Below are 22,913 nucleotides of genomic sequence, written 5' to 3'. Positions count from 1 at the left end.
AAAAACATATATGACTAACACAATCACAGCCAATAACTTAAAACCAAGCTCCATGATTTTTCTCAGTATCCAGCACGTCTTGGTAATGTATGCAGGTGCTGTTTCAATTCCCCTAATTGTTGGAGGAGCTTTAGGGTTAAGCACTGCAGAAATTGCTTTCTTAATTACTGCAGATCTATTTGTTTGTGGCATTGCCACCCTCATTCAAACTATTGGTTTTAAAAATGTAGGTATTCGCTTTCCCATTATGATGGGAGTTACCTTTACTGCAGTAGGCCCAATGATTGCAATTGGGACTAATCCAGATATGGGACTACTAAGTGTATTTGGGGCAATCATTATCGCAGGGATCTTTGGCTTCCTGATTTCACCATTTATTGGAAAGTTAATACGATTCTTCCCTCCTGTGGTGACAGGAACTCAAATTCTTGTGATTGGTCTATCTCTCATTGGTATAGAGGTGGTTCCACTTGTTTGAACAACTAAAAGCGTATTTATAAGTGATATTCCGCTCTAGTTAAGCCACCTTGTTTTGTTGGGGTAGCTGATCATAGTAAAACTCATTTGGTGTCATTTTGTCTAGACTCGAATGAGGTCGTTTCAGATTATAAAACTCAAAATATGCACTCAATTGCTTTTTCGCATCTGTGACACTGCTATAAGCTTTGAGATACACCTCTTCATATTTAACGCTCCGCCATAATCGTTCAACCATCACATTATCTACCCATCGACCTTTACCATCCATACTGATTTGAATGCCATTTGATTTCAATACATCAATAAATGCATCACTGGTGAACTGACTGCCTTGGTCTGTATTCAATATTTCAGGTGATCCATATTTTTCAATCGCTTCATTTAAAGCCGAAATACAAAAATCCACCTCCATACTAATCGATACCCTATGCGCAAGTACCTTGCGGCTATGCCAATCAATCACAGCACATAAATAAACAAAGCCTTTTGCCATAGGGATATACGTTATATCAGTAGACCACACTTGATTACTGCGCTGAATAGCCAATCCTTTGAGCAGATATGGATATTTACGGTGAGCTTGATTAGCCTGGCTTAAATTTGGTTTGCAATATAACGCCTGAATACCCATTTTCTTCATTAAAGTACGTGTATGACGTCGTCCTATATGATGCCCTTGACGATTCAACAAATCACGCATCATACGACTGCCTGCAAAAGGATATTGCATATGTAATTCATCAATACATCGCATCAGCTTCAGATCTGATGAGCTAACAGGTTTTGGGCGATAATAATAACAACCACGAGAGACTTTCAGTAACTTAGCTTGTTTAGATACTGAAATCTGAAGTGAGTGATCGATTAACTTTTGTGGTTGAAGCGGCCCAGTTTCTTCAACACACCTTCTAAAAAATCAATTTCTAATGCCTGCTCACCGATTTTTGCATGTAACTTTTTAAGATCAATGGGAGGTTCTGATGGAGCTTTTGATTGATCGAAAGCTTGTGAGGAAGCTGAGATCAATTGATTTTTCCAGTCAATAATTTGGTTTTGATGAACATCAAACTCAGAACTCAATTCAGCAAGTGTTTTTTCTGCTTTGATCGCAGCAAGTGCTACCTTAGCCTTAAAGTCGTTTGAATGATTTCTTCTTGGTCTACGTGCCATAAAATACTCCATATATTGATGTTTATAACATCATTTGAGGAGCAGAGTATCACTTATAGGAGTTGTTCAAATTTCCGGATCCATCTCTGTATTGCAGGCACATGGTCCGCTGGCGGATATGGGGTAAAAGACTTTGGAAATCCATTGTACTTATCTATCGCTGCCTGTGTTCTATTAAGCATTATTATCATCAGCCGTTATGTTAAAGGCTTTTTGGGCAACATTTCAGTTCTAATCGGGATGGGAATTGGTTATATCATCGCTGCATTTTCTGGCCTCATCTCTTTAGACAAGATAGATGAAAGCCCATGGTTAGGTTGGGTGATGCCATTTCACTTCGGTATTCCAGAGTTTAACTTTTGGGCTGTCTTGACTATGTGCGTAGTCATGCTGGTTATTTTCATTGAAACAGCTGGGATGTTCATGGCTGTAGGTGAAATTGTTGAAGAAGAGGTGGATCAGGAAAAATTGACTCGCGGTTTTAGAGCTGACAGCCTTGGCACAATGATTGGTGGGATTTTTAATATCTTCCCGTATACATCCTATGCTCAGAACATCGGTTTGCTAGCGATCACAGGTGTTAAGAATCGCAGTGTATGTGCTTTAGCTGGTGTGTTTTTAATCCTTTTAGGTCTATTTCCTAAAATAGCTTACTTTGTTGCGTCTATACCCTCATGTGTTCTAGGTGGAGCCGCATTGTTTATGTTTGGGATGGTGACATCTAATGGTATCAAAGTACTGCAGCGTGTCGACTTTCAAAATGTGAATAATCTCTACATCATTGCAGTCAGTGCCGGCATAGGTATGTTGCCTGTATTCTCACCTACTATTTTCTCACAACTACCATCTTATCTTTCACCTCTGTTAAACAGCCCAATTTTGCTAACGGCTTTTTGTGCTGTGATTTTGAATGCTGTTCTCAATCGAAAACAGCGGATATTGGATGAATAGTATCTTCAGAAATTGAAAGATGCATAAATATCAGATACACAGGGCTTTGTTGCACAAACCTAGCCTATAAGGTTTATTCAGTCCTATAATTTCAAAATGATCAAATCTTTATTTAGACTCTCTTTACGCATGGTCACAGGTTTTGTTCAAAGTCTGATTAAACTTTGTGGATTAAATTGGACCGCACCAGATTACAGTACGCTTTGTCGAAGACAAAAACATATTGATATTGCGATTAGCTATCAAAAAAGTAGTGATGGGCTACATCTACTCGTCGACTCAACTGGCTTAAAGTTTCTAGGTGAAGGTGAGTGGAAACGTAAGAAACATGGACCTGAATATCGTCGCCAATGGCGTAAGCTTCATATTGGCATCGATGCTGAAACCTTGCAAATACGTGCAGTACAGCTTACTACAAATAATGTGAGCGATTCGCAAGTACTCGGTGATTTACTTGCTCAAATTCCCTTAGATGAACGAATTGATTCGGTCTATACCGATGGTGCTTATGACACGAAGCACTGCAGACAAGTCATTCTAGATCGAGATGCACATGCGCTCATTCCGCCAAGAAAAAATGCAAAACCATGGAAAGATCAGAAATTGAGATCTTTAGAGCGGAATGAGTTACTGAAAACAGTTAAACGTTTAGGAAGAACGCTTTGGAAAAAATGGTCTGGTTATCATCGTCGAAGTTTAGTTGAAACCAAGATGCATTGCATCAAACTATTAGGTGATAAATTAACAGCAAGGAGTTTTTCTAGTCAGGTGAATGAGATTCATGCACGCATAGCCGTATTGAACAAATTTACAGAATTAGGTCGTCCTCATACCCAAGTTGTCACTTGAATTCTGTTCAAATGAGCAGAGTGTTATCTTTTAAATCTTTGTGCAACAAAGCCATTTTAAACTGTATAGCGTTTGCTCAATCCCCACTCTGCCAAAATTCGGCGGTAAGTGGTTGATGAACGATCTGCCTCAAAATGTGCCTCCATTGAAATATCTAAAGGAAGTTCTTCTGGTTTTTGGCTTTCCACCATGTCCTGATCTTCAGCGAAGATTTGTGCATTGAAATCATAAACTGCCTGTAAGTCTCCTGTAGTATCAAAGTTACGAGTTAAGGGAACGAATAATCGCGTTTTATTGTGCGAAACTGGACAGCACGCATTTAAAATTTTAAGTAAGCCATTTTCAGGAAAGTCGATAGTCAAAATAGCTGAAAATGGTGGATAGACATCGAAAGTACGTTTCCATAAAAAATCATCTGGTGCTAAATGTTGTAAGCCATGCGGATAGTTACTGACATCACTCACATACTCTGTATGTAAGCCATAATCCGTTCGAACGGTCGAATATTTTTGTACTTTAGGATTTTCACGATCAGCAAAACTTTGGTTATGTACCCATGCAAAGTGCGCAACATCAATAAAGCCTTCAAGCTGACGGCCACTTGATCCAGCAATATCGACAAATGGAGGGAGAATTGACTGATGTTCTTCACTGTCCCACGTGTCTAAATCTGGAAAATTGGCTTTCGATACATCGCGGTTAAATAAACTGGTCCAAATAAGTCCATATTTTTCTACAACTGGAAATTTGGTCAGTGAAAAACGATCTGAAATTTGTGTAAGTTCCGGCTGTGCAGGAATTTTTACACACTTTCCTTCATCGTTATAATGTAGGCCGTGGTATGGGCAAATAATTTCTTCGCCTTTCACCCAGCCTTTGGTTAATGGCACACCACGATGCGGGCAAATATCACGCACGAGATGAATTTTTCCACTTTCAGTTTTATACAATGCCATTTTCACATCAAGTAATTGTACTTGTTGCGGTTGTTCTGAAACGTCCTGTGTACGTGCAACTGGGTACCAATGCTGCGCTAAAATATTCCAATCGTTTGCATCAAATGAACTGCATTGTGGTTGGGTAAATAAATTCAGTACAGGAATCGCATTCATTTTTAAATCTCTACATTCGCATTATTTGCAGAACTTTTATGCCATGTAACTAGGGCTAATTCGTTCTTTTCTAAGTCAAAAATACGTTTGGATAGCATTTCTGTCTATTAGAATGATTTGCATACAATGTTCTGCTTTTTAGAACACAAAAGCAGAATGAATTGAAAAAATCAAAAGTTATGGCATGAAAATCGCTTAAGCATGGATAAGTACTTTGTAAACTGCCCGTGAGATTGAATAGCTGTATGTCGATTACCTTTTCCCGATTTTCTGAATATTTTATGGCTGTTGCCCGTACTGGCAGTTTACGTAAAGCCGCAGAACAGCTTTTTATTTCAGTCTCTGCAGTGCATCGGCAAATTGTTCTTGCTGAAGAAGAGTTAGGCGTTGCTTTATTTGAGCGTTTACCGCAGGGGCTGAAGCTAACGTTAGCAGGTGAATTACTTTATGCTGATTTGCTTAAATGGCAAAAAGAATATCAGCTGACTCGAATTCGATTTGATGAAATTCAAGGATTAAGTCGCGGCAATATTGAAATGGGTTTTATTTCTGCCCTAAATGATGGTTTTGTCGTGGATTGTATTCAACGCATGGCTGAAAGCTATCCATGGATTAATCTCAATATCAGTATGAATAGCAGTGAAGAAATATCGAGAAAAATCATTGATGCAGAATTAGATTTTGGCATTATCTTAAATCCTAAAAGTCACAATCAATTAGAAATCTTATCCTTTATTGAAATTCCTTTAGGCTATGTTTTATCACCACATCACACCTTAGCCGGCATGGATAAAATCTATTTATCTGACACTTTAAATGAGCGTCATATCATGCCAAGTGAGCCCTTAGTCATCAGTGATTATGTACATACACTCTATAAACATCACAAATTTAATCCTATACAAAAGATAGAATGTAATGACATTAGAATGATAACATCATTAATTCAACAACAATTAGGCATTGGCTTAATGTCATATATGGATGCATTACCACTTTTAAACTCAAAAAAGATCGTATTTAAGCCCATTCGTGAAAAAGGTATGCATCGTTTAACCATTGCACTGTGCGTCGCTTCAAAACGTCAAACATCTCGTCTTTCACAAATAATGGTAAATTTATTGGTCGAAAAAATGGAAGAAATCAAATTGCAATTAAAGCAACTTCCTTAAACATTTAATCCTTTGCTCTTCAATCTAATGTTTCTAAATAGCTAAAAAAAGCCAGTGTGAATATTCACACTGGCTGCTGAAAGCTAACCTTTTAGTTTTACATTTCTTTTTGTGTCTTACAGCTTAGTCGAGTGGATTACCGACAATGTTACTAATAATTCCCTTCATAATATGATTGCCTTGTTCTCTACGTAACTCTTCATACCACTCTCGGGTCACCGCTTCATCTTTCATATGTGTCACATCACAGCGCTTACGGGCACGAAGTACCAACTCATTGGCACGTTCATTACGCTTGTTCTGATAGCGACGTAAAGAATCTTGTAAACCTAAGGTATTAATTTGCAATGAACGTGCCAAATAGATAGCATCTTCCATCGCTTGGCAGCCGCCTTGACCAATATCAGGTGTTGTACTGTGCGCTGCATCACCTACAATCACCACTCGACCTTTGTAAAAATTGGCAAATGGTTCGATATCGTGAATTTCTACACGATTGGTCTTTTGCACATCGACTGCATCAATTAACTTTTGGACAGGCTCACACCATCCTTTAAAGTATTGTTTGAATAAAGCTTTGTATTGGCTACGATCATTTTCAAGACCAACAGCTAACGGCACATCAAAAAAGAAATAGAAACGATTATTCGCCACTGGCATCAGTGAAACACGTTTGCCTTCACCTACAAACGTTGTCCATTGATCTGCTGCGGCATAATCGTCTGAGACATCAACGAGACCATTCCAATTGACATAGCCTGCATAGCGTCGCTCAACTTGCTCACCTAAAACATAGGCACGAGTAATTGAGTGTGTACCGTCTGCACCCACCAATAGATCAGATTCTATTTCGCTACCATCTGCAAATTGAATTTTTACACGCTCTCCTTCTTCAACAAAAGAAATCATTTTCTTAGCTAGATGAATATCTTCACGACCAAATTCATCCATTAACATATTCTGAAGTTCCGCACGTGATACCGGATATGGTCGTTGCCCGACTTCTTCAATCAATGGATAAAGGCTAAACTGGGTCATCACATCGCCCGTCAGACCATCAATATAAGCAAGGTTATCCATTTTGCCGCCAAGCTTTTCAACTTGCTCTGTCAAACCCAAATAATTTAGACATTTCACACCGTTAGACCATAACGAAATAGCAGCACCCACCGGTAAAATTTGTTCTGCCTGTTCATAGATGGTTACTTGGTGTCCGAATTTTTTTAGTGCGATGCCTGTAGTTAGACCCGCCATACCTGCACCAATAATTGTAATTTCCATCTATAATTCCCCTGTGTTTTATAAGTTTCTAAGTCATAAAATGCTAAAAGCGTGCCATTTTTTATAAAGCGCCCTGAAAAAAATCCAAAGTTGGCACACGCTGTGCATCTAAACGCGTGTAAATGCTTGTTTTTATCGTTTGTTAAATTTTTTGTAGCACGATAGCGCAAAGCATGAATTTTGAAAGAAAATAGCGAATGGATTTAATATATGGCGACTTTATTAGCACCCGATTTTGATATTCCTGCACAATTACAGACACTTACCAATTTGGCAGATGACCGTATTGGTGCAAAAATTATTGAATGTTCAGATGAATTTTTCGCAGAAGCAAAACGTATGCTTCAATTTGACGCGCCAATTTTTGTTGAAGATAAATTCGATGACCATGGTAAATGGATGGATGGTTGGGAAACGCGCCGTAAACGTCACACAGGTTATGACTGGGCAATTATTCAATTGGGCGTAGCTGGGCATATTAAGGCTTTAGATATTGACACTACCTTCTTCACTGGGAATTACCCTGCTTCAGCTTCAGTTGAAGCCTGCTACGCCCCTGATGGCGATCTTGCTCAAGCTGAATGGTTGAACATATTAGAGAACAACGTACTTGGCCCAAGTCAGCATCATGTTTTGCCGATTACAGCTGACCAAGTTTTTACTCATGTGCGTTTAAATATTTTTCCTGATGGTGGTGTTGCTCGTTTTAAAGTGTATGGTGAAGTGAGCGTTCAACAACAAGATCACACTGCAACAATTGATTTAGTTGCTTTAGAAAATGGTGGACGTGTAATTGCTTATAGCGATGCACATTTTGGTCATCCACGTAATCTGATTAACCCAGGTCGCGGAATTAATATGGGTGATGGTTGGGAAACCAAACGTCGTCGTGCACCGGGCTTTGATTGGTGTATTTTGGCTTTGGGTCAAACTGGTGCAATTGAAAAAATTGATATCGATACGGCACACTTTAAAGGCAACTTTCCAGCCCAAGTCTCTATTCAAGCCGTATATGTTAAAGATGCAACTGATCCACAATTAATTCCACAAAGTATGTTCTGGCCATTTTTGCTTGAAGCACAAGACATGCAAATGGATCATATTCATAGCTTTGTAAACGAAATTTTGCAACATGAAAAGATCTCGCATATTCGCATTAATATGATTCCAGATGGTGGTATCAGCCGTATTCGTTTGTGGGGTAAAACCAAAAGCTAAATTGAAAGCTTGAATACTTTCTACATCGAGAAGGATAAGTACTGTGGTTTTATCCTTCTTCTCCTACACTTGATATAGACAATAAAAGAATTACACATGGTTCAAACAATTCAGCTACAGCCCCTGAGCATTGAAAACTTTGCCCCTTTTGGTGAGGTGATTTGCTGCGGAGGACAGGATTTTTTTCATATCAATGATGCACATACCGAGCGTTATCATGCCCTTGTAACCATTGAAATCTTCGGTGAAGCACATGCAGGTATTAGTATTTTTCGTAATATTAAACAGACAGAAATTCCTTTTTCGGTTTCGATGCTTGAGCGACATCCGAATGGCTCACAAGCTTTTATCCCGATGCAAGGTCAGGCTTTTTTAATTGTGGTGGCACCTGCATTGGATGATCAAACGCCTGATATTTCAAAACTCTGTGCTTTTATTTCAGATGGTACACAAGGTGTTAACTACCATGCAGGTACATGGCATCACCCTCTATTAACTTTAGAGGCGCCAAGTAACTTTGCCGTGGTTGATCGTATTGGTATTGGACATAATTGTGATGTTTATCAGTTTAATGAAGTACTCAATATCGTGGCATAAATTTAAACTATCATTGAAATTGAAACCTCAATTTAAAATTGTCTCAGAAATTAAAAGCCCCATCCGTGGGGCTTTTAAGTCTTGTGCAGTATGTTGTGTAACGATGTACGGTTTTAACGAATCAATTAGAAGTGATATTTCACTAGCGCACTGACGTTATTTTCATCTTTACCTTTAATATTATATTTATTATTCCAAACTGAATGCTCAACGCCTACATACAGGCGTGTATCTGGGGAAATATGTTGCCCCACATTCCATTTATATTGACTGGTCCAGTTCATCTCACTGGCTGAGCCTTTTTCCGCAGTTGACCAATCCAGAAAAGCATCTGCTAAGAAAGATTCTGAGCCAATTTTAAAAGGTATGGCATAGGTAAGCGTCATTTGATAGTCATCAGATTTAGTATCATTATTCACTTTATATAAATTTAATTTTGCATATTGAAAATATGGCACATCAAAGTCTAAGCCAATACCATAGAGAAAATTATCCAGTTGCTACCCGCTTCCCAAGTGGTTGCAAGCAATACATCTTTTACAGGGCCAAATTTAAGTTCTTTACCCGTTACATCGCCTAAACTCAATCGTGGTGATGCTTCAAAATAGGTTTGATCGCCCCTGACGTCATTATGTGTACGGTCGGCAAAAATGAAGAAATCACCATATTTAAGCTTTGACGCGTATTCAAATGTCACAGTGGTTTGTTTGTCTTCTTTTGCAATGAGCTGATAGTCGGTGCCATATAGACCGGTAATGCTGAAGTCTTGCCAGATTGGGGCTGCAAAGATAGAGTTGGCTGAAATAGTGCATAGAATTGCAGCTGAAAGAGGCATAAATTTCATTAAATTGTTTTTCCTAGCGATAAATACGTTTTGAGTAATTTATTTAGCAAAAACAAAGCCAATATTAGATTTTTTAATAAAAAAAGCCCACATTAATGTGAGCTTTTTTTATTTATTTTGAATAGCTTAGTGATGACTATCTATAACAATATTGCTGGTTTTATTCACTTCTTTACTTTTAAAAAAGTTTAGATGGTTAAACACAATATTTAATACGATGGCCATGAGGCACGTTGAACTAATACCTGAATGGAACAGGGTTTGTACCCATTTTGGGAAGTTCGCATAGAATGAGTGATCAATAATTGGAATCATACCTGCGGCAATTGCTGTAGCAACAATGATTAGGTTCTTTTGCTCACTATAATCAATTTTAGCTAAAGTACGAATACCACTTGCAGCCACTGTACCAAACAATACCAAACCTGCGCCACCCAATACCGGTACAGGAATTGCAGCAATCAAACGGCCCATAATTGGTAAAATACCCAATACAACTAAAATTAAGCCACCCGCTGCAACAACAAAACGGCTTTTTACACCAGTAATCGCGACCAAGCCTACATTTTGTGCAAAGGCACTTTGCATGAATGAGCCAAATATTGGTGCTGCCGCACTTGAAAGCATATCGGCACGTAGCCCATTGGTAATACGTTCAGCGTCGACTTTGGTACCGACAATTTCACCAACAGCGATAATATCAGCTGTAGTTTCAGTCATAATCACCAATGTCACAATTAGCATGGCAATAATGGCACTCAGTTCAAATGTTGGCATACCAAAGGCAAAGAAACTTGGGAATTGAATCCAATTGCCATTTGCGACTTTTGAGAAATCGCCAAAGCCCATCGCATATGCCAGCACTGTACCTAGCACAATTGCTAATAAGATGGATAAACGACGAATTGTAGCGTTTCGAGTAATATTCAGCACAATGACAATGGCTAAAGTTAGAAAAGCCAAACTAATATTTTCAGCACTGCCCCAATCAGGCGCTTTGCTATTTCCACCCATCATCCAACGTACTGCGACAGGTAGCAATGACAAACCAATCACGGTAATCACGCAGCCGGTCACGATTGGCGGGAAAAAACGAATAATTTTTGAAAAATATGGTGCTAAAAAGAAACCGATTAATGAAGCAACAATAACCGCACCATATACTGCCGAAAGCCCACCACCTGCAGTGACTATGGCAATCATCGTTGCCACACCAGCAAAGGATACGCCTTGAACTAGGGGTAATTTTGCACCGATGTATTTCACACCGACCGTTTGTAAAATCGTGGCTAAACCACCGACAAATAATGCTGCTGCAATTAATAAACCAATTTGTGCAGGTTCAAGTCCTGCGGCTGTACCAATAATCAGTGGCGGCGCAATAATACCGCCATACATCGTCAATACATGTTGTAAGCCATAAGCTAGGCTTTTCCCTGCACCTAAATATTCATGTTCTGGTGAAACTGTTTGATTTTGTTCTGTCATTTTTATATCCCCCGATCCGTTTTATGATGCTATTTTTAGCTACCGCGATATGTTGAATAGGCAAAAGGGCTAATCAACAAAGGAATATGAAAATGCTGTGAGGCATCTTTTACTAAGAAATGAATTACTGCTTTTGGGAAAAAAGTTTCGGTATTAAGACTTTCAAAATAGTCCGCTGTGGCAAACTCTAAGCTATAGCTACCCGTAGAAAATTCGCTTAAACCAAAGTCGGTCACACGGCCATCTGCATTGGTTTGCCCTTCACCAAGTAACATACCGTCTGCATTGAATAATTTAATCAAGACATTGGCAGCAGGTTTCCCAAGATTTGTATCTAAAATATGTGAGCTGATCATGCACTTAGCTCCTGTTTTAATCTTAATAAGGCAATTTCAGCCAATTGATGATGGACAATACGCTTTTCAGTTTCTGGATTATTCAGCAGACGGTACTGCAATGCTTGTAATACATTTTCACTGCTTAAGCCTGAAGCTTTAATTAAGAAGATATAGCCGTACTTTTTTTCATAAGCGATGTTGCCTTTGAGCAATGCCATTTGTGTTTCTTCATCGGCTGAAATAGCGGATTGTTCACGGTTGGAAAAATTCTTTTCTAATTCAGAAAGTTCAGCTTGGGCTTTTTTTTCACCAATACGCGGGTGATTATCTAAAGCAGATTTAATTTCTTCCCACGACCATGTACGAGCAGCTTGAGCCGCGTATTCCAAAATACTGTCTAATGATGCATACGGACGCTGACTGAGCAGCTCATTCGCCCAGCTTTCAATTTGCACACAGTGCTTTAAAAATGTTTTTACATCGGCTTCGGATGCTTGATTAAATTCAACAAGTTGCACTATTAAATCGCCTAAAAATATTTAATGTTCGTTCAAAACATGTTTTGCAATATCAATGCCAATCCCTTATTTCTTAGACAAATTGCTTTTTATAGGCACAAAAAAAGAGGCGCTAAGCCTCTCTTTCTTCTTTATTTTTTTTATTACGGTGCATGGTGTTTTATCCAATGTTCTGCAATATCGGCACGACGACAAACCCATACTTTTTCATGCGATTGCACATAATCTAAGAATCTTTGTAGTGCTTTAAAGCGTCCTGGTCGCCCTAAAATACGACAGTGCATACCAATAGATAGCATTTTTGGCGCAGTTTCACCTTCGGCATATAACACATCAAAGGCATCTTTAAGGTATTGATAAAATTGCTCACCACTATTAAAACCACCCGGCGAGCAAAACTTCATATCATTACTTTCAAGTGTATATGGAATGATTAAATGCGGACGTGTTGCACCATCTACATTCGTCACTGTGCTCCAAAATGGTAAGTCATCGCCATAATAGTCACAGTCATATTGAATCTGAGGAAATTCAGCAAGTAATTTTCGAGTATTCGGGCTATCACGTCCGGTATACCAACCGATTGGTGTTTTACCAAATAGCGTTTCAAGCACGCTAATAGCTTGATCCATATGTTGGCGTTCTTGTTCGATTGGCATATCTTGATAATGCAACCAACGTTGACCATGCGATACGACATCATAATTGGCTGCTTTAATCGCTTCCACAATGTAAGGATTGCGTGCCAAAGCCATACCCACACCGAAAATGGTCATGGGGAGTTGGCGTTTTTTAAACTCTTGGTGAATGCGCCAAAAGCCCGCTCGTGAGCCATATTCGTACATGGAATCCATCGACATGTGTTTGTCTGGAAAACTGGCCGCGCCAATAATATCTGACAAAAACTGTTCTGAACCTGCATCACCATGTTCTACATGGTTTTCACCGCCTTCTTCATAGTTCAATACAAACTGAACCGCGACACGAGCACCATTTGGCCATTCCACTTTGGGTGGTTCTCCATGATAGCCAATCAGATCTCTGGAATAGTCTTGTTGTTGAATCTGGTCTATCAGATCTTGCCCACGTAAATATGTTGCTGTCACATCCACTTCCTAATTTGTTATATCAAACAGTCAAAAAATAGAATGAATTAAGCAATTAGTGCGCCAAAACTTAGTATACAAGTTTTATTTCCTTTCTAAAGGAACGACAACTGATGACGCGTGCATATTGAGCATCTAACTTTATAAATTTAATATCTAAAAAATATTTTTTCTTTGGACTGTCTAATGAATACAAAACATAAAAAAATTATTAATATTTTTACTTTAGAATTTTTTCTTTCATTTTTTAGTACATTAGACTTCCGTCATAAATCAAAAAACGTACAATTTATTTGATCTTAAATTAATCAGCAAAATTATTTAATTCAAGAGAGGCTTTGTTGCACAAACATTCAAAAGCTAAACTTCTTCCAAGTTATCTAAATTTAAGTGGCAACTTGGGTGTGAGGTCGGCCTAAATCTGTAAATTTATTTAATACGGCCACACGTGCATGAATCTCATTGACTTGGCTTTGAAAGTTTCTCGCACGGAGTTTATCGCCTAATAATTTGATGCAATGCATCTTGGTTTCTATCAGACTTCTGCGATGATAGCCTGACCAATTTTTCCATATTGTTCTTCCTAAACGTTTAACTGTTCGAAGTAATTCATTTCGCTCTAGCGAGCTGGTCTTTGTATCTTTCCAAGGTTTCGCATTTTTTCTTGGCGGAATCACCGCATGTGCTTGTCGGTCTGCAATTACTTGACGGCATTGCTTGGTGTCATAAGCCCCATCAGTATAGACAGAGTCAATCTGCTCATCTTGTGGAATCTGATCGAGTAAATCACCAAGCACTTGTGAATCACTCACATTATTTGTAGTGAGTTGAATAGCGCGTATTTGAAGGGTTTCAGCATCTATACCAATATGAAGTTTACGCCATTGGCGACGATATTCAGGTTGGTGTTTCTTACGCTTCCATTCACCTTCGCCTAGAAACTTTAAGCCAGTAGAATCGACGAGTAGCTGGAGACCATTACTGCTTTTTTGATAGTTAATTGCAATATCAATATGCTTTTGTCTTCTGCAGATGGTGGAATAGTCTGGTGCTGTCCAATCTAATCTACAAAGATGAATGAGACTTTGCACAAAGCCAGTGACCATGCGTAAAGAAAGACGAAATAAGGATTTGATCATTAAACAGCATTGGATGGCTGTATCTGAATAAGTTTGATTTCGACCATGTTTACCTTTGGGTTGAGCGTACCATTGAGTCTTGGGATCAAACCAAATTGAGAGATTTCCTCGATTTATTAATGCACTGTTATAAGAAGACCAATTGGTTGTACGATAGATTTTATGTGTGGGCTTATTCATTTGAGAATTATATTGTGGAATAAGCCTTTAGAGATAGGTTTGTGCAACAAAGCCATTCTGAATTAAAAAAGTTAAATAGAGAGATTGGTCGTAGACGAATTCAAGTAGAGCATGTATTTGGAAGGATGAAATGTTTTAAGATTTTATCTTGTGTATATAGAAATCGTCGTAAAAGATTAAACCTGCGGTTTAATTTACTTGCTGGCATATACAATTTAGATTGGGTGAAAGATAAACAATTAAATTGATTGAAAAATGATTTATGAAGGAAGTCTAATGGTTACGGTGATCAATTTAAAACACCAAATATTTTAAATTTAATTATTCTTTTTATCATAGGATTAATTTCTTGGTTTTTCTTTTATTTCTTTAATTTAAAACATAAAATTTTACTCTGTACACGACAAATTTCACAGAACCCTTATCCTATCAGGATTCTGCTTTCTTAAAATTGCCAAAATTTCCTTAAACTCTTCTTTTTTCCCAAAACCAATTAAACGCTGAATCGCCATTTGAACATAGTCTAAACCATAGCGAAATAAACTCATTGAGAGTCGTCCATGCTTCTTTATTTTTATCGCTTTTTTTTGATTATGTTGCCATTCACCCGTTAAGTAACACCAACAGAAGCTTATAGCTAACACCGCAATCAATTTTTTCACTCGTCTAGGGTCTGTCAAGCGCGTATTTTCAAGATTAAACCCGCGTCCTTTGAGACAACTGAATAAGGTTTCAATTTCCCAGCGTAATGCATAATCCTGAATAGCATTGGCATTAAACTGAGGAGAAACGACGAGTAAAAGCTCTCCATTTTCTAACTGTAGTGCACTTATATATAGTTTCACCCGACCAACCAAAATCCGTCGTTTACGACATTCAATTTGACCAACTTTAAGATGGCGAAATAAATCACTAATTTTATGATTCTTTCCTAAATGATTGGTGACAATGAAGTTTTTTTAACACGAATGCAGAAGTTGATGTCTTGTTCAATTAACCATGTAAACCACTGCTCACCGATAAACTCTCTGTCTGCGAACACATTCACAATACGGTCTTTACCAAAAATGGCTATAAAGCGTTGAATCAAAGCAATACGCTCTTTCGTATCTGAATTTCCACGTTTATTAAGCAATGTCCAAAGGATAGGTATCGCTATTCCACGATAAACGATTGCGAGCATCAGGATATTAATATTTCGTTTTCCCCATTTCCAATTGGTTCTATCTAAAGTCAGTTGCACTTGGTCGAATGAAAACATATTGAAAATCAACTGAGAAATTTGACGATAATCAAAATACTGACCTGCAAAGAAGCGCTGCATACGTCGATAAAATGATTGTGGTAAACACTTGATGGGCAAGGCTTTAGATGCAGAAGAAAGATTACATGTTTGCTTTAAAATAATCACAAGCATGATGAGCGCAAAGCACTTTAAATGTGACTTGTTCCATTTTAGAGATTTGTTTAAGATAAGATATAACTCATTGAGATGTGTCATAGTATTCGTCGTTAGAAAACAATTATTGTGACATTATTTCAATGAGTTATCTATTTTTGTCGTGTACAGAGATTATTATAGAAGCCCCCATGAATAAATCGCTCATCATTTTCGGCATCGTCAACATAACCTCGGACAGTTTCTCCGATGGAGGCCGGTATCTGGCGCCAGACGCAGCCATTGCGCAGGCGCGTAAGCTGATGGCCGAGGGGGCAGATGTGATCGACCTCGGTCCGGCATCCAGCAATCCCGACGCCGCGCCTGTTTCGTCCGACACAGAAATCGCGCGTATCGCGCCGGTGCTGGACGCGCTCAAGGCAGATGGCATTCCCGTCTCGCTCGACAGTTATCAACCCGCGACGCAAGCCTATGCCTTGTCGCGTGGTGTGGCCTATCTCAATGATATTCGCGGTTTTCCAGACGCTGCGTTCTATCCGCAATTGGCGAAATCATCTGCCAAACTCGTCGTTATGCATTCGGTGCAAGACGGGCAGGCAGATCGGCGCGAGGCACCCGCTGGCGACATCATGGATCACATTGCGGCGTTCTTTGACGCGCGCATCGCGGCGCTGACGGGTGCCGGTATCAAACGCAACCGCCTTGTCCTTGATCCCGGCATGGGGTTTTTTCTGGGGGCTGCTCCCGAAACCTCGCTCTCGGTGCTGGCGCGGTTCGATGAATTGCGGCTGCGCTTCGATTTGCCGGTGCTTCTGTCTGTTTCGCGCAAATCCTTTCTGCGCGCGCTCACAGGCCGTGGTCCGGGGGATGTCGGGGCCGCGACACTCGCTGCAGAGCTTGCCGCCGCCGCAGGTGGAGCTGACTTCATCCGCACACACGAGCCGCGCCCCTTGCGCGACGGGCTGGCGGTATTGGCGGCGCTGAAAGAAACCGCAAGAATTCGTTAACTGCACATTCGGGATATTTCTCTATATTCGCGGTTCAGCAGGCATGTCCCCTTTGAGGGCGACCCGACGACAGGATAATCGACCTTATGGTGCGCAAATATTTCGGCACAGACGGTATTCGTGGCAAAGCCAACGAAGGCGCGATGACGGCGGAAACCGCCTTGCGCGTCGGCATGGCGGCTGGCCGTGTCTTTCGTCGCGGTGACCACCGCCATCGTGTCGTGATCGGCAAGGATACGCGCCTGTCGGGCTATATGCTTGAACCCGCGCTCACAGCCGGTTTCACCTCGATGGGCATGGACGTATTCCTTTTTGGCCCGCTGCCGACAACGTATAGGAAGAATAAACGCCCTTTTCACCCAAGTCCAACAGCTTTGGACCGCAGTTGACTCTTTCGACACCCCTGCGATGCAACCCAATCCGGCTGACGGGGAGCCAGCAACGCTGAAAATTTACCCTCCTCTTTCCCACTAGCGGCTCCTTTTCCGACAACCAGCACGGCGGATCCCTGCCGCGGCGCTGTGAACGCAGCATTTTGATTGGTATCGTTGGCCTTCAGGCTCGTCAGTCAAACAGACCCAGGAGCAGCTCAGCCGGTGGCGCCCGGCTTTCGGGTAACGCCCTGGTCCCGCTGGTTTCGGCTTTGTGCTTCAGGTGATCAAGGATCTGCTTGATCACTATAGGGTCTTCAATGCAGGCGATGACTTTCATGGCGCCGCCGCAGCCGCTGCAGGTCTCGATGTCGATATTGAAAACACGCTTGAGCCGTTGCGCCCATGTCATCGACGCTCGCCGTTGTGCTGGTGTTGCCGGTTCATCAGCCACCCTGACCTTGTTGCCCCTGCCCCGTTTTGCCGGCGTGACCAACGCCCGGTGCCGACTGTTGGGTGCGAACACCCCGTGGAAGCGGGTTAGGTTGACTCTGGGCTTCGGTACCAGGGCGGCCAGCCTTGCAATGAAATCCAATGGTTCGAAAATGACGTGCGTGGTGCCGTCCCGGTACGGCGTCTTGAGCTGGTAGCGCACGTTGCCGCCTCGTGTTAACGACAGCCGCTTCTCGGATACCGCCGGGCGGCTGATGTACCGGCACAGCCGTTCGAGCTTCTTGCGTTCATCGGCCCTGGCCGCCACGCCGGCGTGCAGGCTGGACCCGGCTACCTTGCCAATCCCGTCACCGAACGGATCACCACTGGTCGGCAGAGTTTGCAAAGTGAACACCTTTCGCCCCGCCTGTGAACCGACAGCGATACGGTAAGTGATCGAGTGCCCCAGCAGGGGTGTCATCGGGTCGTCATCCACCGCATCCGAGGCCAGATAGCTGTTTTCGACATCCCGTTCCAGCAGGCCTTGCCGTTCCAGATAGCGACCCACCCGGTGGGCGATGGTGTGCGTCAGCGGCACTGTTGCAAATAACCACGAATGGTAAGCTGAAGACTGTTTTAGCTAAAGGTGCAGCATATGAATCCTTTCCATGGTCGGCATTTTCAGGGCGAAATCATTCTTTGGGCTGTGCGCTGGTATTGTAAATATGGCATTAGCTATCGTGAACTGCAGGAAATGCTGGCCGAACGGGGTGTGAATGTTGATCACACGACTATTTACCGTTGGGTTCAACGTTATGCTCCTGAAATAGAAAAACGTTTACGCTGGTATTGGCGTAATCCTACAGATCTGAGCTCGTGGCATATTGATGAAACCTATGTAAAAGTGAATGGACGATGGTCTTATCTGTATCGTGCAGTCGATCAACGTGGCGATACCATTGATTTTTATCTTTCTTCTAGACGTAATACCAAATCAGCATATTGTTTTCTTGGAAAAATTTTAAATAATGTGAAGAAGTGGCAAATTCCACAAGTGATCAACACGGATAAAGCACCCACATATGGACGTGCTTTATCACGGTTAAAACGGGAAGGTAAATGTCCACCAGACCTTGAGCACAGGCAGATTAAGTATAAAAATAACGTGATTGAATGTGATCATGGCAAGCTAAAGCGGATCATCAGGGCCACATTAGGATTCAAATCTATGAAGACGGCTTATGCCACAATTAAAGGTATTGAAGTCATGCGTGCACTACGTAAAGGACAAGCATCGTCATTTTATTATGGTCAGCCTCAGGGTGAAGTGTGTCTAATCAACAGGGTTTTCGGTCTCTAAGTACTTTTTAAAGGGAACATCATCGACTCAAATCTCTATTTGCAACAGTGCCAAAAAAACCAACTTCAAGTTGGTTTTTCTTTTTTAATCATCAGTGGCGACCTTAACACCATATCCAATTAAACCTGCAAGGCTAGCATAGGCTATTTTGGCATAAATCGAACCCCACCAGACCGTAATTTTACTGGCACCAAATTCCCGAACCGTTTGCCCCATAAAATTAGTGGTTTCATAGAAATTTTTAGCAGAATAACCTAACGCAATATGATCAAGGACAGGGAATAAACTAAAAGCTAAACCTACTGCTGCTGCGGGGAAAGTAAACTCTCTTGATAGACCGAATTTTCCAGTAATAAATACAAGCGATACCACGATAATTAATCTAATGATAGTCCATAGCATCACTGTGAAAGGCAAGTTAAAGATGCCTGCTCCCTGCCACGCAAGACCGCAAACAACTAACACGATAAAGCCTACAACTATCAGGAATAATACAAATTTATCATGATCATCTTTACTCATTAAAAAGTCTTTTATGGTTTGTTATTTTCACTTGCTTATGCCAGGTGAAGTTAGATTCTAGGTGTATTTCTAGGGGTAGTATTAAGATTGCTTTGCAGCTTCATCTTGTGATTAGGAGCATTCAAATTTTCTTCCGGTGCAGTAATCTTTTGCTTCAATAACTGCTCACGGTACTCGCTATAAACTTCAGTTTTATTGCGGGCAGTAAAACGGTGTGCGCTCTGATCTTTAAACTCTGTGAAGTACCGATCTGAATACTTAACAGAAAGTTTTTCAAATGGAATCTCATATTCCATATCATTGATTCGAGCTTTAATCATTGGTTTATCTTTCATCTTGTAGGCATCAAGAACCTTTAATTCTGTTCCCTTCTCAAAGGTTTCTTTCTTAAAGAATCCAGTCTTGATCTGTAACCCTTCCTCAAGTTTGAGAAGCTCACCTTTTGCAATTTTCATACCTCTAATGCTACCGATCTCATCACCTAAAATAGATTTAGATTTAAGATTCGCACGAACCTCGGTAACAATTTCTTCCTTCGTGAATGTACGATTCTCTGAAGTTAAAGCATGTATCTTCGAGTTAATTCCGTATATCTCCCGCTTATCTTCAATATGGTGGCGGTGATCTTGCAGATATGCTTTGATCAATTTTTCTTGCTTGTCTACTAAAGTGAAGTCTGTAGAAAATTCTTTCTTTTCTGATCGTCCTAGAACTTTTTTGAAGTTTTCAAAAGGTGTAACTTCTTTTTCAACAGGATTGTAATTCTGATCATATGAGATTTTCCCATCTGGACGTTTAACGAATTCTTTTTCATTCGTGGTAAACGACATAGCAGAATAATTAATTTCGACATTATGTTTATGTCGGGTCAAAGCAACATAAGTTAAATTAGCATTCATGTTCTCACTCGCCACAATATAGGCATTATCAACAGTCATACCTTGTGATGAGTGAATAGTATTTGCATAACCATATTTAAATTGGTTGTATTCATTTAAATCTACTTTAATGATCTCATTATTTCTATCTGACTGAACCATCATAAATTTAATGTTATTAAGATTATCTTTTTCAAAACCGATTACTTTTGCTGTTTCACCATTGCTAACTTTTAATTTTGAATCATTCTGCTTAAATACAATTTTTTCTCCGACAGTAATTTCAATATCACCGAAAGCAGTTTTAACATGATTACCAGTAGCAGAAAGTTGACCATTTTTAATTAATACATTTCTTGCCATGCGGTTTAATTCATTCACATCATTATTTGAATGAGCAAGCATTAACTTATTTTCGCTAGAATCTTCACTCCAAGATTTAATAGTTTTGGCTAGTGCTAGATCGTGAGATTCATATTCATTAACAGCATTAATGGTCTTATAAATATCTAATGCTTTGTCAACTTCATGCTTAGATAACAACTTAGATGCTTCAATCATTTTCTCTGATTCCTTCGCATATTTTTGTCGTTGTATATTTTCTAATGAAGCAATATTTTTCTTATCAAGGTTATCTTGAATATGAGCAAAAGCAGAACCAGCACTAACAGCACTTAACTGATAACTATCACCAACAAGTTTTATTTGAGCATCATGCTTCTCTACGATCATGAGAAGTTTTTGCATGTCTCTTGAGCCGACCATCCCCGCTTCATCTAAGATCAAGACAGTCTTATTATTGATCTCAAAATTACCACTTTCATATCGGGCAAGGAATGAAGCAATTGTACTGCTTGGAATATTACAATCGTCAGAAATAGCTCTAGCTGTAATTGCCTGCAAAGCAATACCATGAACTTTATAATCTGAAGTTTTGAAGGCTTCAGAAACAGCACTAAGAACATAAGACTTACCAGTACCAGCCGAACCATTTAGCAATGAGATTCGATCAGTAGAAGTCAAAGTATAATAGGCTGCTTCTTGCTCTCTATTGAATGTTCTTTTATCAGCAATTTTTACAGCATTTAAAGTGAATTTTTCAGTTAAATTAAATGGCTTCTGTACTCGACTTTGCTCATTGGCATTGTAGATAAATGCAGTAATAGAATCTTCAATTCCGACCAATTCTTTTGATGAGAATACAACCTTATCTTTCCCAAACAACATTGCCATATCAGGACAAGTCATTACAGCTTCATAGGCTTTAAGATATTGTTCTTGACTGTCAGTATGAGCCATAACAAAACGCTCAAGATCACGGGCAGTAAATACAGACTGATTAGAAGTTAAAGCTCTAATAACTTCCGAAGGACGCTCAATAATAATTTCGCCATTTTGATGACGTATATTTTTTATATTTTCATTAATGAAATATTTATGATTACTAACATAATCAGCCCTGAAGTTTTGACTGGATAATTCAAGCCCCTGAGCCTTATAACTTCTATGATCTATACGAGCATCAAGACCTAAATTTTCGCAAAAATCGTTTACATGGTTAGCCCATGATAAGCGTGTATCTGCCACAAAAACTTTAGATGAAAAATAGCGATCTTTACCTGCCCCGCCCTTTTCAGGATTAGTCGGATTGTAGCGTTTAAAGTGTTGTACTTCGTCACGATCAATACCATCTAATTTTCTTTCACTAAACATCAAATGAATATGAGGATTTTGTTCACCATCACTTGCTAATGGGCTATGAATTGCATAGGAATATGTGAAGTTTTTACCTAAAGTCTTATCTACAAATTCCTGTACTAATTCTTCACGTTGTTCTTTATTCAATTCTCTAGGCAATGAAATTTCCAATTCAGTATAAATACGTCCATTAATGCGTTCGTTCTTATCTGCTGACTTCCAAAAATGAGCAGCATCTTTAGCCCAATTTGGTAAATTTCCTGATTTTATATTTTCTAAATCTTCTCTTTTGTATTTACCTTCACGATTTATATAAGCGTAATGGCTTGCCCCTCGACTTCCCGAAGAACCGTATTGCCTACCTGATTTAACTGATAAGTGATAAATCGCCATAATTCGCCTATTTTGAATCTGCTTTTTTTGTTTCTCGGAGAGAAACGCGGAAGCGTGCATTCCAACTGCTGTTGTCATGATAACTTCAATATATATTCGCTACAAGGTGATAACCCATAGTTCAGAAACCCCAAATCTGAGGGTCTATAAGTGACACGATTAATAAGGATTTTTTTAAGCTATAAACTGTAATTTTTTGTTATTAGATAGACATTAGGATATTTTTTAAACTAAAGGACTGAAAGCCAATTTTAAAATTTTAAAAATCCTATAAAAAATGATCACCTGGCTAAATATTTTTCAATTCAAGTCATACTCAGAATAAATATTTCTTTAATTGTAAAAGTCAGAAATTAATAATTTAATATGATTTTTGTTGTTTAGTGCTGTAATAGATTTCCTCTATTTTT

Annotated in this window: 18 protein-coding genes and 5 pseudogenes; 10 read left to right on the top strand and 13 right to left on the bottom strand. The window is 39.8% G+C overall.

Translation table 11 applies throughout. The features are described 5' to 3' along the window. Window positions 1-10 precede the first annotated feature (10 nt). Window positions 11-457, top strand: a pseudogene (locus ACO1B7_RS12715) (solute carrier family 23 protein); the annotation flags it as partial. A gap of 60 nt (window positions 458-517) precedes the next feature. On the opposite strand, the gene ACO1B7_RS12710 reads toward ACO1B7_RS12715, so the two are convergent. Continuing rightward, window positions 518-1,662 (bottom strand): IS3-like element ISAba14 family transposase gene (locus ACO1B7_RS12710; protein WP_099046175.1). Its coding sequence is split into 2 segments (ribosomal slippage): window positions 518-1,398 and window positions 1,398-1,662, totalling 1,146 coding nucleotides; the frame shifts between segments, so codons are not numbered across the junction. A 78-nt stretch (window positions 1,663-1,740) separates the two neighbouring features. Between ACO1B7_RS12710 and ACO1B7_RS12705 the strand changes: the two are divergent. Beyond that, window positions 1,741-2,601: pseudogene (locus ACO1B7_RS12705) on the top strand (solute carrier family 23 protein); the annotation flags it as partial. A 96-nt stretch (window positions 2,602-2,697) separates the two neighbouring features. Beyond that, a pseudogene (locus tag ACO1B7_RS12700) lies at window positions 2,698-3,450 on the top strand (IS5-like element ISAha2 family transposase); the annotation flags it as partial. A gap of 56 nt (window positions 3,451-3,506) precedes the next feature. On the opposite strand, the gene ACO1B7_RS12695 reads toward ACO1B7_RS12700, so the two are convergent. Next, on the bottom strand, window positions 3,507-4,562 hold the full coding sequence (locus tag ACO1B7_RS12695; RefSeq protein WP_129717739.1) for an aromatic ring-hydroxylating oxygenase subunit alpha: 1,056 nt from the start codon (window positions 4,560-4,562) through the stop codon (window positions 3,507-3,509). Between the two features lie 245 nt (window positions 4,563-4,807). Between ACO1B7_RS12695 and ACO1B7_RS12690 the strand changes: the two genes are divergently transcribed. After that, the gene (locus tag ACO1B7_RS12690; protein WP_005265716.1) at window positions 4,808-5,734 is read left to right on the top strand and encodes a LysR family transcriptional regulator; all 927 of its coding nucleotides are present in this window, start codon (window positions 4,808-4,810) and stop codon (window positions 5,732-5,734) included. A 123-nt stretch (window positions 5,735-5,857) separates the two neighbouring features. Here ACO1B7_RS12690 and hpxO read toward each other — a convergent pair whose 3' ends face one another. Beyond that, window positions 5,858-7,015, bottom strand: coding sequence for an FAD-dependent urate hydroxylase HpxO (gene hpxO / locus ACO1B7_RS12685; RefSeq protein WP_129717737.1), 1,158 nt, complete (start codon window positions 7,013-7,015; stop codon window positions 5,858-5,860). 210 nt (window positions 7,016-7,225) lie between these two features. On the opposite strand from hpxO, the gene alc reads away from it, so the two are divergent. After that, a complete protein-coding gene (gene alc / locus ACO1B7_RS12680; protein WP_000212598.1) occupies window positions 7,226-8,233 on the top strand; it encodes an allantoicase in 1,008 nt (335 codons plus the stop codon). A gap of 96 nt (window positions 8,234-8,329) precedes the next feature. Then, complete coding sequence (locus tag ACO1B7_RS12675) at window positions 8,330-8,830, top strand: ureidoglycolate lyase (protein ID WP_423090226.1); 501 nt, start codon at window positions 8,330-8,332, stop codon at window positions 8,828-8,830. Between the two features lie 125 nt (window positions 8,831-8,955). On the opposite strand, the pseudogene ACO1B7_RS12670 reads toward ACO1B7_RS12675, so the two are convergent. From ACO1B7_RS12670 to ACO1B7_RS12645, 6 genes and pseudogenes are all read right to left on the bottom strand, one after another. Next, a pseudogene (locus ACO1B7_RS12670) lies at window positions 8,956-9,674 on the bottom strand (outer membrane protein OmpK). Between the two features lie 126 nt (window positions 9,675-9,800). Then, complete coding sequence (locus tag ACO1B7_RS12665) at window positions 9,801-11,162, bottom strand: nucleobase:cation symporter-2 family protein (RefSeq protein ID WP_000139429.1); 1,362 nt, start codon at window positions 11,160-11,162, stop codon at window positions 9,801-9,803. Window positions 11,163-11,197: 35 nt separating this feature from the next. Then, window positions 11,198-11,518, bottom strand: a complete 321-nt coding sequence (gene uraH / locus ACO1B7_RS12660) for a hydroxyisourate hydrolase (RefSeq protein ID WP_000625767.1) — start codon at window positions 11,516-11,518, stop codon at window positions 11,198-11,200. Next, on the bottom strand, window positions 11,515-12,018 hold the full coding sequence (gene uraD / locus ACO1B7_RS12655; RefSeq protein ID WP_001177702.1) for a 2-oxo-4-hydroxy-4-carboxy-5-ureidoimidazoline decarboxylase: 504 nt from the start codon (window positions 12,016-12,018) through the stop codon (window positions 11,515-11,517). Before uraD ends, uraH begins: the two co-directional genes overlap by 4 nt. Before the next feature lie 143 nt (window positions 12,019-12,161). Continuing rightward, window positions 12,162-13,124, bottom strand: coding sequence for an allantoinase PuuE (gene puuE / locus ACO1B7_RS12650; protein WP_000127611.1), 963 nt, complete (start codon window positions 13,122-13,124; stop codon window positions 12,162-12,164). Between the two features lie 386 nt (window positions 13,125-13,510). Further along, entirely contained in the window at window positions 13,511-14,443 is a 933-nt protein-coding gene (locus tag ACO1B7_RS12645; protein WP_044112009.1) for an IS5-like element ISAha1 family transposase, read from the bottom strand. Between the two features lie 41 nt (window positions 14,444-14,484). Between ACO1B7_RS12645 and ACO1B7_RS12640 the strand changes: the two genes are divergently transcribed. Then, a complete protein-coding gene (locus ACO1B7_RS12640) occupies window positions 14,485-14,691 on the top strand; it encodes a transposase family protein (protein ID WP_337971657.1) in 207 nt (68 codons plus the stop codon). Window positions 14,692-14,853: 162 nt separating this feature from the next. Here ACO1B7_RS12640 and ACO1B7_RS12635 read toward each other — a convergent pair. Continuing rightward, window positions 14,854-15,944, bottom strand: a protein-coding gene (locus ACO1B7_RS12635; protein WP_085940648.1) for an IS4-like element ISAba1 family transposase whose coding sequence is annotated in 2 segments (ribosomal slippage) — window positions 14,854-15,404 and window positions 15,404-15,944 — 1,092 coding nt in all. Because the reading frame shifts where the segments join, the coding sequence is not laid out codon by codon here. 89 nt (window positions 15,945-16,033) lie between these two features. Here ACO1B7_RS12635 and sul2 point away from each other — a divergent pair. Together sul2 and ACO1B7_RS12625 are read left to right on the top strand one after the other, a co-directional pair. Beyond that, entirely contained in the window at window positions 16,034-16,849 is an 816-nt protein-coding gene (gene sul2 / locus ACO1B7_RS12630; RefSeq protein ID WP_001043260.1) for a sulfonamide-resistant dihydropteroate synthase Sul2, read from the top strand. Between the two features lie 86 nt (window positions 16,850-16,935). Beyond that, complete coding sequence (locus ACO1B7_RS12625) at window positions 16,936-17,238, top strand: phosphoglucosamine mutase (protein WP_000251875.1); 303 nt, start codon at window positions 16,936-16,938, stop codon at window positions 17,236-17,238. A 175-nt stretch (window positions 17,239-17,413) separates the two neighbouring features. Here the strand turns inward: ACO1B7_RS12625 and ACO1B7_RS12620 are convergent. Next, window positions 17,414-18,244: pseudogene (locus ACO1B7_RS12620) on the bottom strand (IS91-like element ISCR2 family transposase); the annotation flags it as partial. 63 nt (window positions 18,245-18,307) lie between these two features. Here ACO1B7_RS12620 and ACO1B7_RS12615 point away from each other — a divergent pair. Further along, on the top strand, window positions 18,308-19,012 hold the full coding sequence (locus ACO1B7_RS12615; protein ID WP_001067784.1) for an IS6-like element IS1006 family transposase: 705 nt from the start codon (window positions 18,308-18,310) through the stop codon (window positions 19,010-19,012). Window positions 19,013-19,096: 84 nt separating this feature from the next. On the opposite strand, the gene ACO1B7_RS12610 is transcribed toward ACO1B7_RS12615, so the two are convergent. Together ACO1B7_RS12610 and ACO1B7_RS12605 are read right to left on the bottom strand one after the other, a co-directional pair. Next, complete coding sequence (locus ACO1B7_RS12610; protein ID WP_000030933.1) at window positions 19,097-19,534, bottom strand: hypothetical protein; 438 nt, start codon at window positions 19,532-19,534, stop codon at window positions 19,097-19,099. 50 nt (window positions 19,535-19,584) lie between these two features. After that, complete coding sequence (locus ACO1B7_RS12605; RefSeq protein WP_005119228.1) at window positions 19,585-22,503, bottom strand: AAA family ATPase; 2,919 nt, start codon at window positions 22,501-22,503, stop codon at window positions 19,585-19,587. Window positions 22,504-22,913: the final 410 nt, after the last annotated feature.

Source organism: Acinetobacter lwoffii (assembly GCF_049367455.1).
In the GTDB taxonomy this organism is placed as follows: Bacteria; Pseudomonadota; Gammaproteobacteria; order Pseudomonadales; family Moraxellaceae; genus Acinetobacter; species Acinetobacter lwoffii_W.
The sequence above is the reverse complement of the archived record's forward strand: the minus strand, read 5'-3'. Positions and strand labels throughout refer to the sequence as shown.

Bases quoted from the DNA above. Each gene is read 5' to 3' on its own strand.
- uraH (WP_000625767.1), bottom strand. From the start codon at position 11,518: ATGATCAGCTCACATATTTTAGATACAAATCTTGGGAAACCTGCTGCC.
- sul2 (WP_001043260.1), top strand. From the start codon at position 16,034: ATGAATAAATCGCTCATCATTTTCGGCATCGTCAACATAACCTCGGAC.
- hpxO (WP_129717737.1), bottom strand. From the start codon at position 7,015: ATGGAAATTACAATTATTGGTGCAGGTATGGCGGGTCTAACTACAGGC.
- ACO1B7_RS12615 (WP_001067784.1), top strand. From the start codon at position 18,308: ATGAATCCTTTCCATGGTCGGCATTTTCAGGGCGAAATCATTCTTTGG.
- ACO1B7_RS12675 (WP_423090226.1), top strand. From the start codon at position 8,330: ATGGTTCAAACAATTCAGCTACAGCCCCTGAGCATTGAAAACTTTGCC.
- ACO1B7_RS12695 (WP_129717739.1), bottom strand. From the start codon at position 4,562: ATGAATGCGATTCCTGTACTGAATTTATTTACCCAACCACAATGCAGT.
- ACO1B7_RS12665 (WP_000139429.1), bottom strand. From the start codon at position 11,162: ATGACAGAACAAAATCAAACAGTTTCACCAGAACATGAATATTTAGGT.
- ACO1B7_RS12610 (WP_000030933.1), bottom strand. From the start codon at position 19,534: ATGAGTAAAGATGATCATGATAAATTTGTATTATTCCTGATAGTTGTA.
- ACO1B7_RS12645 (WP_044112009.1), bottom strand. From the start codon at position 14,443: ATGAATAAGCCCACACATAAAATCTATCGTACAACCAATTGGTCTTCT.
- ACO1B7_RS12690 (WP_005265716.1), top strand. From the start codon at position 4,808: ATGTCGATTACCTTTTCCCGATTTTCTGAATATTTTATGGCTGTTGCC.
- ACO1B7_RS12605 (WP_005119228.1), bottom strand. From the start codon at position 22,503: ATGGCGATTTATCACTTATCAGTTAAATCAGGTAGGCAATACGGTTCT.
- alc (WP_000212598.1), top strand. From the start codon at position 7,226: ATGGCGACTTTATTAGCACCCGATTTTGATATTCCTGCACAATTACAG.
- ACO1B7_RS12625 (WP_000251875.1), top strand. From the start codon at position 16,936: ATGGTGCGCAAATATTTCGGCACAGACGGTATTCGTGGCAAAGCCAAC.